Raw genomic sequence first — 14123 nt, 5'->3', positions numbered from 1 at the left:
ATGAAATCGAGCTTTCGGCTCGGAAGTGGTGTGATGCGTAACATTATGATCATCGCGGCCGTCATGATCGGCCTCGGCACCTTCATGGCGCAGATGGCGGACAAGATGAGCTCGGCTTCCGCCACGTCAGTGCCGCGCACGACGGTCGCAGTCGCGGCCACAGCGCCGGCCGGCGGCCGCAGCCTGGCCATTGCCCGTGACGCCCGCGGTCATTTCCAGACCGAGGGCCGGATTGACGGCCAGCGCATCGGCTTCATGATCGATACCGGCGCCTCCGTCGTTGCGCTGAACGAGACCTCGGCCGCCCGGTTTGGTCTCCGTCCCTCGCGCGGCGAGTACAACGCCACCGTCTCCACCGCCAACGGCACCATCAAGGCCGCGCGCACCCGCATCGCCATGCTCGACGTCGGCGGTCTCATCGTGCGCGACGTCGATGCCATGGTCCTGCCAGACGAGGCGCTGTCGGAGAACCTGCTTGGCCTCTCCTTTCTGTCCCGCCTGAAGCGTTTTGAGTACGCCAACGGGCAGATGGTGCTGGAGCAGTAGAGGCGCGCCTCCCGCGCGATCGCGCGGTCGCCAATTTCAAGAAGATGATATCCTTGCTCCGGCCGCCCTCCCGGTAACGTTTCTTCGTTACCAAACTGCCGCAATTATCGGCCATAAGCCTTCATTCCCGCCTTTCGCTGCGGTTTGGCATTCGCTAAGCCTGCAGCAACTCCCGCCCCCCCTTTCACGAGACCGACTCAATGTTCCCGAAGCCGAAATCCGTATTGTTGCCCAACACCTACGCCTTCGAATCCGAGCCGATGGTGAAGCCGACGGGCTTTCGCGAATACGACGCGCGCTGGTTGTTCCAGAAGGAAATCAACCTGATGGGTGTGCAGGCGCTCGGCATGGGGCTCGGCGCGCTGATCGCCGAGCTCGGCGTCAAACAGGAGATCATCACCGGCCACGATTTCCGCGGCTACTCGGCCTCGATCAAATACGCGCTGATCTCCGGCCTGATGGCGGCGGGCTGCAAGGTGCACGATATCGGTCTTGCGGTGACGCCGATGGCCTATTTCGCGCAGTTCGATCTCGACGTGCCCGCCGTTGCGATGGTTACGGCCTCCCACAACGACAATGGCTGGACCGGCGTGAAGATGGGCGCCAACCGCCCGCTGACCTTCGGCCCTGACGAGATGACGCGGCTGAAGGAGATCGTCCTGAACGCGGAATTCAAGAACAAGGCCGGGGGCTCCTACCAGTTCCACGAGAACTATCCGGCGCGCTACATCGCCGACCTCACCTCTCGTCCGAAGCTCAAGCGCAAGCTCAAGGTGGTCGCGGCCTGCGGCAACGGCACCGCCGGTGCGTTCGCGCCGCAGGTGCTGGAAGCGATCGGCTGCGAGGTGATCCCGCTCGACACCGAGCTCGACCACACCTTCCCGAAATACAATCCGAATCCGGAAGACATGGAGATGCTGCACGCGATCCGCGACGCGGTGTTGCAGCACAAGGCCGATGTCGGCCTTGGTTTCGACGGTGACGGCGACCGCTGCGGCGTGGTCGACAACACCGGTGAGGAGATCTTTGCCGACAAGGTCGGCGTGATGCTGGCGCGAGACATGTCGGCGATCCACAAGGACGCGCAGTTCATCGTCGACGTGAAGTCCACCGGCCTGTTCATCACCGATCCCGTGCTGCAGAAGCAGGGCGCAAAGACCGCCTATTGGAAGACCGGTCATTCCTACATGAAGCGCCGCACCAACGAGACCGGCGCGCTCGCGGGCTTCGAGAAGTCCGGCCACTTCTTCTTCAACAAGCCCTATGGCCGCGGCTATGACGACGGCCTGGTCTCGGCGCTCGCGATCTGCGACATGCTCGACCGCGCGCCCGGCAAGTCGATGGCCGATCTGAAGAACGCGCTGCCGAAGACCTGGTCGTCGCCGACCATGTCGCCGCATTGCGCCGACGAGACCAAATACGGCGTCATCGACAAGGTGGTGAAGCACTTCGAAGGCCTGCAAGCAAAGGGTGCGAAGATCGGGGGGCAGGCGATCCGCGATCTCGTCACCGTCAACGGCGTGCGCGTCACGGTCGAGGACGGCAGCTGGGGCCTGGTGCGCGCCTCGTCCAACAAGCCCGAGCTCGTCGTCGTGGTCGAAAGCCCGGTCTCGGAGCAGCGCATGCACGACATGTTCGAGATGGTGAACAGCGTGCTGCGCACGCATCCCGAAGTCGGCGAGTACAATCAGAAGATTTGAGGAGCACCTGAGAGAGGCGATCCGTCCCTCTCGCTCCGCTGTCATGCCCCGGCTTGACCGGGGCATCCAGTACCCCGCGGCTTCTCGATTCTATCACCGGCGTCTCTGGAATACTGGATCGCCCGATTAAATCGGGCGATGACACTTTCCGTGTGGCGTAAATTAAGCCGCCACCACCGCCGGGATCGGTAGCGCCGTCACCGACTTGATCTTCTCCATCGCGAAGCGCGAGGTGACGTTCTTCAGCGGCACGGCGCTGATCAGCTTCTTGTAGAACACGTCATAGGCCTGCATGTCCGCGACCACGACGCGCAGCATGTAATCGACGTCGCCGGCCATGCGATAGAACTCCATCACCTCCGGCATCGCGCTGACGGCCTCGGCGAATCGCTTCAGCCAAGCATCCGAATGGTCGGAGCTCTCGACCGACACGAACACGGAGATGCCGAGCCCGATCTTGTTCTGGTCGACGAGGGCGACGCGCTTGATGATCACGCCGTCGGCCTCCAGGCGCTGGATGCGCTTCCAGCAGGGGGTCGAGGACAGGCCGACTCGGTCGCCGATCTCGGCGACGGAGAGGGAGGCGTCTTCCTGGAGCACCATCAGGATCTTGCGGTCGATGGCGTCGAGGCGGCGGCTGGTCTCGGGAATCTGGACGGCGACATCAGTCATTTGAAGAACTTTGTTTCATTTCAGGGGCAGATTTCCCTGATATAGAGAAAATCTTTCCACGGCAAGCCCATAATCTCGGCGCGTCAGTGGAATCGCTCTAGAGCTTGCCTTGTAAAAGCTCTTCAACTTCAGCGCGTTGCGGGGCGGCCAGCCCGCCGCCATGGCGAGTGCATTTCAGCGCCGCGGCGGCTGCGGCGAATCGCATCGCTTCCCGCAACCCCTTGCCCTCGGCGAGGCCGAGAGCGAATGCGCCATGGAAGACGTCGCCGGCGCCGAGCGTATCGACCGCCTGGACCGGGAAGGCTGGTGTTTCCTCCAGCGTGCCCGCCTGGTTCAGCCAGATCGCGCCGCGCGGGCCCCTTGTGGCCGCGAGGAAGGCGGGCGTCAGCTCCGCCAGGCGCTTCAAGGCCGCGCCGTCGTCAGCGATGCCGGCCGTCTCCTGCAGCTGGGCGCTGGCGAACAGCAGATGCGAGGCGGCCGTGAGCAGGCCGTCCTCCAGCGCCATCGCGCGGTCGACGCCGACGATGACGGGAATGCCGCGCCGGCGTGCCTCGGCGCAAAGCGAGGTGGCGAACGCCGCGCAGCGGCTCTCGACGAGCACCGCCTGACAATCGGCGACAAGCGCATCGGCCTCGGGCAGCCTCACGGTCCACAGCGCGGGATCGCGATAGATGGTGAGCGTCCGCTCGCCGGAGGGCTCGATCATGATCGCCGAGACCGGCGTGCTCAGGCCAGGCATGCGCACGATGTGCGTGGTCTCGATGCTCTCTTGCGCCATCTGCGCGAGAATGAAAGCGCTCGACGTCTCCCGCGCATCACCCATCGGCCCTGCGAAGGCGACGCGGCCGCCGAGCCGCGCCATCGCGATCGCGGCGTTGAGCGCGTTGCCGCCGCAGATCTCGGCGAGATGGCTGGCGTTCGCCTTGCCGCCGCGTTCGGGCAAGGCCTCGACGCGCAGGATGAGGTCGCGCACCGGCATGCCGATGCAGAGGATGCGCGGCGCGATCCCGGCCATCGTCGGCTCGGCTCAGGCGCTGCTCTTGTCGTGCACCCAGCGGCCGAGCAGATGATGGGCGATGGCGAAGGGATGCGGACCGGCGAGCCCGTCAGGATGCGTCCGCGTCAGCATCTTCGCCGCCTCCTCGCGCGTGAACCAGCGCGCGTCTTCCAGCTCCATCCGATCGACGACGATGTCCTCGTTCAACGCCCGCGCGCTGCAGCCGATCATCAGCGACGACGGATAGGGCCAGGGCTGGGTCATGTAGTATTGCACGTCGGTGCAGCGGATCCCGGACTCCTCAAAGATCTCGCGGCGCACCGCGTCCTCGATGGTCTCGGCCGCCTCGACGAAGCCGGCGAGGCAGGAATACATCCCTGCCGGAAACTGCTTCTGGCGTCCGAGCAGGCACTTGTCGCCGGACGCCACCAGCATGATCACGACCGGATCGGTGCGCGGAAAATGCTCGGCCTTGCAACTCGGGCAGTCGCGCTTCCAGCCGCCTTCCTTCATGCTGGTGCGTACGCCGCAATTGGCGCAATAGCCGTGGCGCTGATGCCATCCCACCATCGACTTCGCCATCGCGACGGCCGAGAGCTCCTCGGGCGGGATCGCGCCCTGCATCGCCATGCCGCGCAGCTCGGTCACGGTATAATCCTCGCGGCCGACCAGCTTCTCGGCGGCGGCCTGCGACAGGCCCATGCCGAACACGGCCGCACCGTCGCGAAGCCCGAGGAACACCGTGCCGGGATTGGCGCCGCATTTCAGCGCTTCGTCGATTCCGAGCAGCGCGCGCACCTTGTCGCCCTCGCGCTTTACCAGCAGCGAGTCGCGATAGACCACGTAGGCGCGCGAGGACGGCTTCTGCTCCAGCGCGAACAGCTTTTCGTCGTCGCGGCGCAGATGCGCGGCGCGGTCGAGGACGTTGGTGACGAAGGCCGGCTGCCCCAGCGGAAACGCGTTGAATGCTGACATTATTGTTCTTTCAACCCAACCAGATCTTGCGGCGAAGCGCGCTGATGAAATTCTGAACCTCCGCGGCGTCGTGTGCCAGCGGCGGCATCACGCCCCACACCGGCCGCGGCCAGGCGGCGTCACTGGTGCGGCGTGCGATGATGTGGACATGCAGCTGCGGCACGAGGTTGCCGAGCGCGGCGATGTTGAGCTTGTCGCATTTGCTGATCTCCTTCAGCGCGCGCGAGACGCGGGAGATCTCCGTCATCAGCTGCGCCTGCTGCACCTCGTCGAGATCGATGATCTCGACCGTGTCGGCGCGCCGCGGCACCAGCAGCAGCCAGGGATAATGCGCGTCCTTGATGACCAGCACCTTCGACAGCGGCAGGTCGCCGATATCGATGGTGTCCTCTTTCAGGCGGGAGTGCAGCGACCAGGCGGGTTCGGGCATGAAGGCTTCTCTGGATTGATTCTTACCGTCGCAGAGACCACGCCCCCAGACAACATCCGTATGCGCCGTGGTCCTTATGCGTCGGACCCGGTGGGGCAGGCCGAATGAGGGCGAATTCGGCGCCGGAAGTCCCCAAGCGCCGTCGGAACAGCCCCAGACCCCGCTTGCTTTCCGCTCCCTTTGGCCCCAAATAGGGACCGGGAGATTGGCGGTGGACGAGCCACTCGCCAACCGGGTCAGGTCCGGAAGGAAGCAGCCCTAACGAGGTCCGGATCGGGTCGCTCGTCAGTCTCCTACCTGTTTTTCGAGCGAACCAGCGCCGGCGGCACCAGCCGCCAGCGCGCTCCTTTCCGCAAAAGCCGGCCAAGAGACATTTCATTGCGGATCGACCGATGACCGACGCTGGCGCCCCTCCCGATCCCGATAGCGCCGGCCAGGCCGGCAATGCGCCCTACCGGGTGCTGGCGCGCAAATACCGCCCATCCTCGTTCGACGACCTGATCGGCCAGGAGGCCGTGGTCCGTACCGTCTCCAATGCGTTCGAGACCGGCCGCATTCCGCAGGCCTGGATTCTCACCGGCGTCCGCGGGGTCGGTAAGACCACCACCGCGCGCATTCTCGCCCGCGCACTCAACTACGAGATGCCGGATGGATCGGTGAAGGGGCCGACCATCCACATGCCGTCCTTGGGCGTGCATTGCCAGGCGATCATGGAAAGCCGGCACATGGACGTGCTGGAGATGGACGCGGCCTCGCATACCGGCGTCGACGACGTCCGCCAGATCAATGACAGCGTGCGCTATGCCCCGGCCAGCGCCCGCTACAAGGTCTACATCATCGACGAAGTCCACATGCTGTCGACGGCGGCGTTCAACGCCTTCCTGAAGACGCTGGAGGAGCCGCCGGAGCACGCCAAGTTCGTGTTCGCGACCACCGAGATCCGCAAGGTTCCGGTCACCGTGCTGTCGCGCTGCCAGCGCTTCGACCTGCGCCGCGTCGAGGCCGACGTGCTGATGAAGCACCTCGCCAGCATTGCGGCGAAGGAAAACGTCGAGATCGAGCCGGAAGCGCTCGGCATCATTGCGCGCGCCGCGGAGGGCTCGGTGCGCGATTCGCTGTCGCTGCTCGACCAGGCGATCGCGCATGCGGCGGGGCAGGTGAAGGCCGATGCCGTCAGGCAGATGCTGGGCCTTGCCGACCGCACCCGGGTCATCGACCTGTTCGAGTCGCTGGCGCGCGGCGACATCGCGTCCGCCTTCAAGGAGTTCCGCGACCAATACGATGTCGGCGCCGATCCCATCGTCGTGCTCTCGGACCTCGCCGAGTTCGTCAATTTCGTCACCCGTGTGAAGGTCATCCCGGCGACCGCCGACAACGTCGCCTATGGCGAGACCGAGCGGGTGCGCGCCAAGGAGTTCGCCTCCAAGATCTCGATGCGCGTGCTGTCGCGGATGTGGCAGATGCTGCTTAAGGGCATCGCCGAGGTGCAGGCCGCAACGCGTCCCGCAGCCGCGGCCGAAATGGTTCTGGTGCGCATCGCCTATGTCGCCGACCTGCCGACGCCCGACGAAGCGATCAGAATGCTCGAGCAGAACGGCGGCGGCTCGCCGGTCGTGAACGGCGGAAGTAGCGCGCGCAACGGCGCGCCGGCCGCGCCGGTTGCCTCCGCAGCGCCGATGTCAGCTGCGCCCGTGCGCATGCCGATAGCCTCGGCTCCAGCGTTTGGCGGTGGCGCCCGGCCGCAGATGGCGGCCCCCGCGCCGGATACGCAAGGGGCGGCGCCCCAGCTGCGCATCGCGAGCTTCACCCAGCTGGTTGCGCTCGCAGGGCAGAAGCGCGACATCATGACCAAGAGCGCGCTCGAAGGCGACATGCGCCTCGTCCGTTTCGAGGAGGGGCGGCTGGAAGTCGCGCTCGAGCCCAACGCTTCCAAGACCATGATCTCGGAACTTGCGAAGAAGTTCGAGCTGTGGACCGGCCGCCGCTGGACCGTGATCGTCTCCAACGAGCAGGGCCAGCCGACTTTGCGTTCGGTGAACCAGGCGGCCAAGCAGGAGCATGCCCGTACCGCGGAAGCCGATCCGCGCGTGCAGGAGGTGCTGTCGCGTTTCCCCGGCGCCAAGGTCGTCGAGGTCCGCAGGCTTGCTCCCGAGACGCCGGAAACCGATATTAACGCCGACTATGGCAGCGACGATCCGCCCGACGGTTCCGACGGCGACGATCTCTGAACCATTCTTTCCAAGGACACGCACCCATGGCTGATTTTCTCGGCATGATGAAACAGGCGGCGCAGCTGCAATCCAAGATGCAGGAGATGCAGGACCAGCTCGCCAACGTCGAGGTCGAAGGCATTTCCGGCGGCGGTCTCGTCGCCGTGCGCATGACCGCGAAGATGGACGTCAAGAGCATCAAGATCGATCCTTCGCTGATGAAGGCCGAGGAGCGCGAGGTGCTGGAAGACCTGCTCGTCACCGCCCTCGCTGATGCGCGCCGCAAGGCCGAGACCGCCATGCAGGAGAAGATGCAGGCCCTCACCGGCGGGCTCGGCCTGCCGCCGGGGCTGTTCGGCCAATAAAATGGGCGCTGTTGCAGGTCCCGAGATCGAGCGGCTGGTCCAGCTGCTCGCGCGGCTGCCGGGCCTCGGTCCGCGCTCGGCGCGGCGCGCGGCCCTGCATCTGATCAAGAAGCGCGAAGCACTGATGATGCCGTTGTCGAGCGCCTTGCAGGTGGCGCTGGACAAGGTCCAGGTCTGCAAGACCTGCGGCAACATCGACACGCAAAATCCCTGCACCGTCTGCACCGATCCGAAGCGCGATCCTGCGATCATCGTCGTCGTCGCCGATGTCGCCGACCTCTGGGCGCTGGAGCGCGCCAATGCCACCCAGGGGCGCTATCACGTGCTGGGCGCGACATTGTCGCCGCTCGACGGCGTCGGCCCGCAGGACCTCACCATCGACGCGCTGGTGGCGCGCGCGCATGATTCGCAAGTGCATGAAATCATCCTAGCGCTGAATGCGACGGTGGACGGCCAGACCACGGCGCATTACATCACCGACCTGCTTCAGGACGCCAATGTGAAGGTGACGCGGCTCGCCCACGGGGTTCCCGTCGGCGGCGAGCTTGATTATCTCGATGAAGGTACGCTATCGGCTGCGATGCGGCAGCGCACCCTGTTCTAGAGCGTTTTCGAGCGAAGTGGATACCGGTTCGCGTGAAGAAAACGCGTCAAAACAGGAATCTCCATCCAGACTTTACGGAACGGACGACATGACGAAACTTTTCGCCACGCGATGGGCTTTGGTCGCGACGATGCTGATGCTGGTGACCCCGGCCATCTCCGCGCAGCAGGGCGACGCGGCGCTGCCGCCGTCCAAGCCCGGCAAGCCGATCAACACTGGGGACGTGCTCTCCGGCGAGCTCAACGCGATGAAGGTGCGCGACGCCAAGAACGGCAAGCGCGTCGCGACCTACCAGATCACGTCCGAGCCGCGCCGCCTGCCGCCGCCGAACGGGCTGTGCAATCTCGAAACCGGCCCTGAGACGTTCCAGCTCGTCACCTCCAGCGAGGCGCAGGCCGCCCAGCTGAAATCCTTCGTCGGCAAGGAGATCTCCGTGAAGGTGGACGAGGTCGCCTGCGCCAGCGATCCCGGCCAGATGAGCGAGGCCGTGATCACGAAGTGGAGCCTTATCAAGAAGCAGTAGGGGTGGAGTCGTCTCCCCGATTCCGGTGTCATCGCCCGCGAAGGCGGGCGATCCAGTACGCCGCAGCTTCTCGGTCGATCACGACTGTCTCGGAGTACTGGATGCCCCGCCTTCGCGGGGCATGACAGGGGTGCCTACACCCGCACCGGCCCCAGTGCCTCGAAATGCCCGCGCTTCTGCAAATACGCAAGCAGCATCAGGCTCGGGATGGCGACGAGGACGGAGATCGCGAAGAACATCGGCCAGCCCGTCGCTTTCGCCAGATAGCCTGCGCCCGACGACAAATAGGTCCGTCCCACCGCGGCGAGCGCCGTCAGCAGTGCATATTGGGTCGCCGTGTGCAGCGGGTTCTGGCACAGCGCCGAGAGATAGGCGACGAAGATCACGGTGCCGATGGCGTTGCAGAAATTGTCGGAGGTGATCGCGAGGGTCAGCGCCCATTCGTTGACGCCGACCAGCGCCAGCCACGAGAACGACAAATTGGACATCGCCTGCACGATGCCGCCGATCCACAGGCTGGTCGCGAGCGAATAGCGCCGGGCCACAAAGCCGCCGGCAAAGCCGCCGGCCAGGGTCGCGACGATGCCGACGCCTTTGACGATCACGGCATAATCGTTCCGCGTGAAGCCGATGTCGATGACGAACGGCACGGTCATGTTGCCGGAAAACGCGTCGGTGAACTTGAACAGCACGACGAAGGCGAGCACGACCCATGCTTCCTTGCGGCTCAGAAATTCCGAGAACGCGCCCAGCGCGGCATGGAACACGCGCGTGAGCGCGCCGTCGTCCTGCGTGGCGGCCTCGGCGCGCGCGGATTGTGCGGGCTCGGTAGCGGCGAGCGCAGTCACCGTGCCGATCAGCACCAGAGCCGCCATCACCACATAGCCCCACATCCAGGCGGCGCCACGCGGGACGATCGCCTCGAAGCCGGTGACGATGAACAGGGCGCCTGCGGTCGATACCAACATGCCGATGCGATAGGCGGCGACATAGGCGGCCATGCCGGCGGCCTGCTCGCTTTCGGGCAGGCTCTCGACGCGGAAAGCATCGACCACGATGTCCTGCGTCGAGGACATCGTCGCGACCAGCAGCGCGCCGAGCGCGACAAGCAGTGGCGAACGTGCCGGATCGGTCAGCGCCAACAGCAGGATCGCGCCGATCAGCAGCAGCTGCGCAAACACCAGCCACCCGCGGCGGCGTCCGAAGGCATGCGTGAAGAACGGCACATGCAGCGCATCGACCAGCGGCGCCCACAGGAATTTGAGCGTGTAGGGCGTTCCAACCAGCGCAAACAGCCCGATCGTTCCAAGATCAACCCCGGCCTCGGCCATCCACACCAGCAGCGTCGATCCCGACAGCGCCAGCGGTAGCCCCGAGGAGAAGCCGAGAAACAGCACGATCAGCACCCGCGGCTGCAGGTAAACGGCAAGGCTGTCGCGCCAGGAGGACGAGGCGGCAGGGGAGGTCGCGTCGGGTGCGGTCATGGGGGGCGTGTTAGCAGATTCTGGGGGAAAAGACTCTCGCGGTAGCTGGTGAGACGGGAGAGCTTCCAACACGCTCGGTGTCATCGTCCGTGAAGGCGGACGATCCAGTACTCCGCGGCGTCTCGGTTCAACCACACGGGCTGCGGAATACTGGATGCCCCGCCTTCGCGGGGCATGACATTGAGCATGACGCCATCATGATGGTCCGGCTATCCCAGGATAGAGGTCATCCCAGTTTGGGTTATGCTGCTCGATCAAGCGGACCTTCCAGGCCCTATTCCACTTCTTCAACCGCTTCTCCCGCTTGATCGCATTCTCGGGATCGTCGAACTGCTCGAAGTAGACAAGTCGGGCGACGTCGTACTTTTCCGTGAAGCTTTCGATGACCTTCAACCTGTGCTGCGCCACCCGGCGGATGAGATCGTTCGTCACGCCGATATAGAGCGTGCCGCCAATTCGGCTGGCGAGAATGTACACGTCGTACTGGCGTGGATCCATCTTCGCCTTCCATTCCGCCGTCATCGTCCGCGAAGGCGGGCGATCCAGTAAACACCGGCACGTCGGCTTAACAACGATCGTCACGGCGTACTGGATGCCCCGCCTTCGCGGGGCACGACAGTGTGCCCTAGTCTCACTCCCCCGCCTGGAGCTTGCGCGGAAACAGCTCTGCCGCTCCCGTCGCCACCAGGCGCGGCGCCTCCGGCGCATCGCTCTTGCTGAAATCGAGCTCTTCGATTCGCCCTGCGCGCTTTTCGATCTTGTCGGCGGAGATCAGCACCTGGCGGACGTCCTCGTTCACGTCGGCAAAATGCTTTTGCAGCTTGAGCACGCGGTCGCGCAGGCGCCCCAAATCGTCGCCGAGCTTGATCACCTCGGTGCGGATCTGGTCGGCGGCGTCGCGCATGCGCGCGTCTTTCATGATCTGCTGCATCACCTGGATCGCGAGCATCAGCAGCGACGGCGACACCAGCACGACGCGGGCGCGATAGGCCTTCTGGATCACGTCGTCGAAGCCGTCATGGATCTCGGCATAGACCGATTCCGACGGCACGAACATCAGCGCCATCTCCTGGGTCTCGCCGGTGACGAGGTATTTTTCCGCGATGTCGCTGACATGCTTCATCACGTCGCCGCGCAGCCGCTGCGTGGCAACGCGCCGCTCCTCGTCGGTGCGGGCGTCGTGCAGCGCCGTCATCGCCTCCAGCGGAAACTTCGCGTCGATGCAGAGCGGGCGCTGGTCGGGCAGGAACACGACGCAGTCCGGTCGTTTTCCGGTCGAGAGCGTGAACTGGAACTCGTAGGAGCCTTTGGGCAGACCGTCCTGGACGATCGCCTCCATCCGCGCCTGGCCGAAGGCGCCGCGCGACTGCTTGTTGGCGAGTACGTCGCGCAGAGTGGTCACCTGCGTGGTGAGGTCGGTGAGGTTCTTGTGCGCGTTGTCGATGATGCCGAGCCGTTCATGCAGCGCGCGCAGGCTCTCCATGGTGTTGCGGGTCGAATGTTCCATGGACTGGCCGACTCGATGCGTCACCGAATCAAGCCGCTCGTTGACCGCGCGCGCCATCTCGGCCTGGCGTCCCGCCAGCGCCTGGGTCATGGCGTCGACCCGCCCCGAGGCCTCGCTCTGGGCGTGCAGCACCTGGGCGAGCCGCTCCTCGAGCTCGTCGGCCCGGATCGCGTTCGCCATGGCGAGTTCCGCGCCACGCCGCCCCGAGCGCGCGATCACAACCGCAATCACAACCAGCAGGATGAGGACGAGCGCACCGAAGCCGATCAGCGCATCGACGATGCGCACCGGCCAGTCGCCCAGGATGACAATGATCTCGTTCATGCCGCCTTGTAGCCGATTCGCCGCGCTCTCGCGAACGAAGAGGGAACATTCTGGGTTAACCGGCCCCTAATTTTCATGGTTAATGAAAGGTGAAGTTTTATGGTTAGCGAGGGGTTAAGGGGTTCCGGGCCGCATTGACCGCATCCGGCGCGCGGCTTAAATCGCGGCCATGGCCCTCAGAGAAATCATCATCCTGCCCGACAAGCAGCTGCGCCTGGTCTCCAAGCCGATCGAGAAGGTCACGGCGGAGATCCGCAAGCTTGCCGACGACATGTTCGAGACCATGTACGACGCGCCTGGCATTGGGCTGGCGGCGATCCAGGTCGCGCAGCCGCTGCGCCTGATCACCATGGACCTCGCCAAGCGCGATGAGAACGGCGAGACCAAGCCGCTGCCGCGCGTCTTCATCAATCCAGAGATCATCGCCTCGTCCGAGGAACTGTCGGTCTACGAGGAGGGCTGCCTCTCGATCCCCGAATATTACGAGGAGGTCGAGCGTCCCGCGAAAGTGCGCGTGCGCTTCACCGATCTCGACGGTAAGGTGCACGAGGAGGATGCCGAAGGCCTCTACGCCACCTGCATCCAGCACGAGATCGACCATCTCAACGGCGTGCTGTTCGTCGACTATCTGTCGAAGCTCAAGCGCGACCGCGTCATGAAGAAGTTCGAGAAAGCCGCCAAGCGCGCGGCGGAGTGATAATTCCTCCGCCGTCATGCCCGGGCTTGTCCCGGGCATCCACGTTCTTTGCCGCCGCGAGCAGGACGAACGTGGATGGCCGGGACAAGCCCGGCCATGACGAGTACCTTGCTCGTTTCAAGGATTGTCGTCAAATGCCCCTCCGCCTCATCTTCATGGGCACGCCCGATTTCTCCGTGCCGACGCTGCTCGAGCTGGTCGCGCATGGCCACGAGATCGCGGCCGCCTACACCCGCGCGCCGAAGCCGGGCGGCCGGCGCGGCCTGCAATTGCAGCCGACCCCGGTCGAGGAGGCCGCGCGAAAGCTCGGCATTCCCGTGCTGACGCCGAAGACGCTGAAGACCGAGCAGGCGCTGGCGGAGTTCCGCGCCTTCGATGCGGACGCGGCCGTCGTCGTCGCCTATGGCATGATCCTGCCACAGGCGATCCTCGATGCGCCAAAACTCGGCTGCTACAATCTGCATGCCTCGCTGTTGCCGCGCTGGCGCGGCGCTGCGCCGATCAACCGCGCCATCATGGCAGGTGACGCCGAGAGCGGCGTGATGGTGATGAAGATGGATGTCGGCCTCGATACCGGCGACGTCGCCATGGCCGAGCGCATCGCGATCACCGACGGCATGACCGCGCTCGACCTGCACGATCGCCTGTCCCGGTTGGGGGCCGACCTGATGGTGCGCGCGATGGCCGCGCTCGAACGCGGCGGGCTCCAGCTCAAGGCGCAGAGCGCGGACGGCGTCACCTACGCCGCCAAGATCGAGAAGGCCGAGGCGCGGATCGACTGGACCAGGCCCGCGCGCGCGGTGCTGCGCCACGTCCATGGCCTCTCGCCCTTCCCCGGCGCCTGGAGCGAGCTTGACGATGCCCGCGTCAAAATCCTGCGTTGCGAGTTGGCGCAAGGCGCCGGCGCGCCTGGCGACGTGCTCGACGATCAGCTTATCGTCGCCTGCGGCGACGGCGCCATCCGCATCATCGAGCTGCAGCGCGAGGGCAAGGCCCGCATGCAGGCCGCGGACTTCCTGCGCGGCGTGCCGTTAAAGGCGGGATCCAAATTCACCTGACACTGTCATACCCCGCGAAGGCGGGGTATCC

General features: G+C 65.1%; 15 protein-coding genes and 1 other RNA gene. 9 read left to right on the top strand and 7 right to left on the bottom strand.

Going from position 1 to position 14123, the window contains the following annotated elements:
- The first annotated feature begins 33 nt into the window (after positions 1 to 33).
- Positions 34 to 546 (top strand): TIGR02281 family clan AA aspartic protease, encoded by a 513-nt coding sequence (locus I6F28_RS21570; RefSeq protein WP_036026480.1) that lies wholly within the window; start codon positions 34 to 36, stop codon positions 544 to 546.
- A gap of 200 nt (positions 547 to 746) precedes the next feature.
- Entirely contained in the window at positions 747 to 2246 is a 1500-nt protein-coding gene (locus I6F28_RS21565) for a phosphomannomutase/phosphoglucomutase (RefSeq protein WP_036026482.1), read from the top strand.
- Between the two features lie 162 nt (positions 2247 to 2408).
- Here I6F28_RS21565 and I6F28_RS21560 read toward each other — a convergent pair whose 3' ends face one another.
- From I6F28_RS21560 to I6F28_RS21545, 4 genes are all read right to left on the bottom strand, one after another.
- Positions 2409 to 2918, bottom strand: coding sequence for an Lrp/AsnC family transcriptional regulator (locus I6F28_RS21560; RefSeq protein ID WP_025032510.1), 510 nt, complete (start codon positions 2916 to 2918; stop codon positions 2409 to 2411).
- A gap of 97 nt (positions 2919 to 3015) precedes the next feature.
- Entirely contained in the window at positions 3016 to 3933 is a 918-nt protein-coding gene (locus I6F28_RS21555; protein WP_225140961.1) for a sugar kinase, read from the bottom strand.
- A 12-nt stretch (positions 3934 to 3945) separates the two neighbouring features.
- A complete protein-coding gene (nudC, locus tag I6F28_RS21550) occupies positions 3946 to 4890 on the bottom strand; it encodes an NAD(+) diphosphatase (RefSeq protein ID WP_036026487.1) in 945 nt (314 codons plus the stop codon).
- Positions 4891 to 4900: 10 nt separating this feature from the next.
- Positions 4901 to 5320, bottom strand: a complete 420-nt coding sequence (locus tag I6F28_RS21545; protein WP_036026489.1) for an HIT domain-containing protein — start codon at positions 5318 to 5320, stop codon at positions 4901 to 4903.
- Between the two features lie 200 nt (positions 5321 to 5520).
- On the opposite strand from I6F28_RS21545, the gene ffs reads away from it, so the two are divergent.
- The 5 genes from ffs to I6F28_RS21520 all read left to right on the top strand — a co-directional run bounded on the left by ffs (position 5521) and on the right by I6F28_RS21520 (position 9022).
- Positions 5521 to 5617, top strand: an RNA gene (gene ffs, locus I6F28_RS21540) — signal recognition particle sRNA small type.
- A gap of 95 nt (positions 5618 to 5712) precedes the next feature.
- Positions 5713 to 7548, top strand: a complete 1836-nt coding sequence (locus tag I6F28_RS21535) for a DNA polymerase III subunit gamma/tau (protein WP_225140959.1) — start codon at positions 5713 to 5715, stop codon at positions 7546 to 7548.
- Between the two features lie 26 nt (positions 7549 to 7574).
- On the top strand, positions 7575 to 7895 hold the full coding sequence (locus I6F28_RS21530; protein ID WP_036014105.1) for a YbaB/EbfC family nucleoid-associated protein: 321 nt from the start codon (positions 7575 to 7577) through the stop codon (positions 7893 to 7895).
- A gap of 1 nt (position 7896) precedes the next feature.
- On the top strand, positions 7897 to 8499 hold the full coding sequence (recR, locus tag I6F28_RS21525) for a recombination mediator RecR (RefSeq protein WP_036026497.1): 603 nt from the start codon (positions 7897 to 7899) through the stop codon (positions 8497 to 8499).
- An 88-nt stretch (positions 8500 to 8587) separates the two neighbouring features.
- Positions 8588 to 9022 carry a hypothetical protein gene (locus tag I6F28_RS21520; RefSeq protein WP_036014102.1) on the top strand — a complete coding sequence of 145 codons (435 nt, stop codon included), beginning with the start codon at positions 8588 to 8590 and terminating at the stop codon, positions 9020 to 9022.
- Between the two features lie 134 nt (positions 9023 to 9156).
- On the opposite strand, the gene I6F28_RS21515 is transcribed toward I6F28_RS21520, so the two are convergent.
- The 3 genes from I6F28_RS21515 to I6F28_RS21505 all read right to left on the bottom strand — a co-directional run bounded on the left by I6F28_RS21515 (position 9157) and on the right by I6F28_RS21505 (position 12337).
- A complete protein-coding gene (locus I6F28_RS21515) occupies positions 9157 to 10506 on the bottom strand; it encodes an AmpG family muropeptide MFS transporter (RefSeq protein WP_225140957.1) in 1350 nt (449 codons plus the stop codon).
- Positions 10507 to 10701: 195 nt separating this feature from the next.
- Positions 10702 to 11004 (bottom strand): GIY-YIG nuclease family protein, encoded by a 303-nt coding sequence (locus tag I6F28_RS21510; RefSeq protein WP_225140955.1) that lies wholly within the window; start codon positions 11002 to 11004, stop codon positions 10702 to 10704.
- Positions 11005 to 11137: 133 nt separating this feature from the next.
- Positions 11138 to 12337: a DNA recombination protein RmuC gene (locus I6F28_RS21505; protein ID WP_225140953.1), complete on the bottom strand. Its 1200-nt coding sequence runs from the start codon at positions 12335 to 12337 to the stop codon at positions 11138 to 11140.
- A 169-nt stretch (positions 12338 to 12506) separates the two neighbouring features.
- Between I6F28_RS21505 and def the strand changes: the two genes are divergently transcribed.
- Positions 12507 to 13034 (top strand): peptide deformylase, encoded by a 528-nt coding sequence (gene def / locus I6F28_RS21500; RefSeq protein WP_036041776.1) that lies wholly within the window; start codon positions 12507 to 12509, stop codon positions 13032 to 13034.
- Positions 13035 to 13168: 134 nt separating this feature from the next.
- Positions 13169 to 14092 carry a methionyl-tRNA formyltransferase gene (fmt, locus tag I6F28_RS21495; protein ID WP_225140951.1) on the top strand — a complete coding sequence of 308 codons (924 nt, stop codon included), beginning with the start codon at positions 13169 to 13171 and terminating at the stop codon, positions 14090 to 14092.
- Positions 14093 to 14123: the final 31 nt, after the last annotated feature.

Source organism: Bradyrhizobium sp. NBAIM14 (genome assembly GCF_020193895.1).
GTDB classification, from domain to species: domain Bacteria; phylum Pseudomonadota; class Alphaproteobacteria; order Rhizobiales; family Xanthobacteraceae; genus Bradyrhizobium; species Bradyrhizobium yuanmingense.
This window is presented reverse-complemented; position numbering and strand designations above follow the sequence as displayed.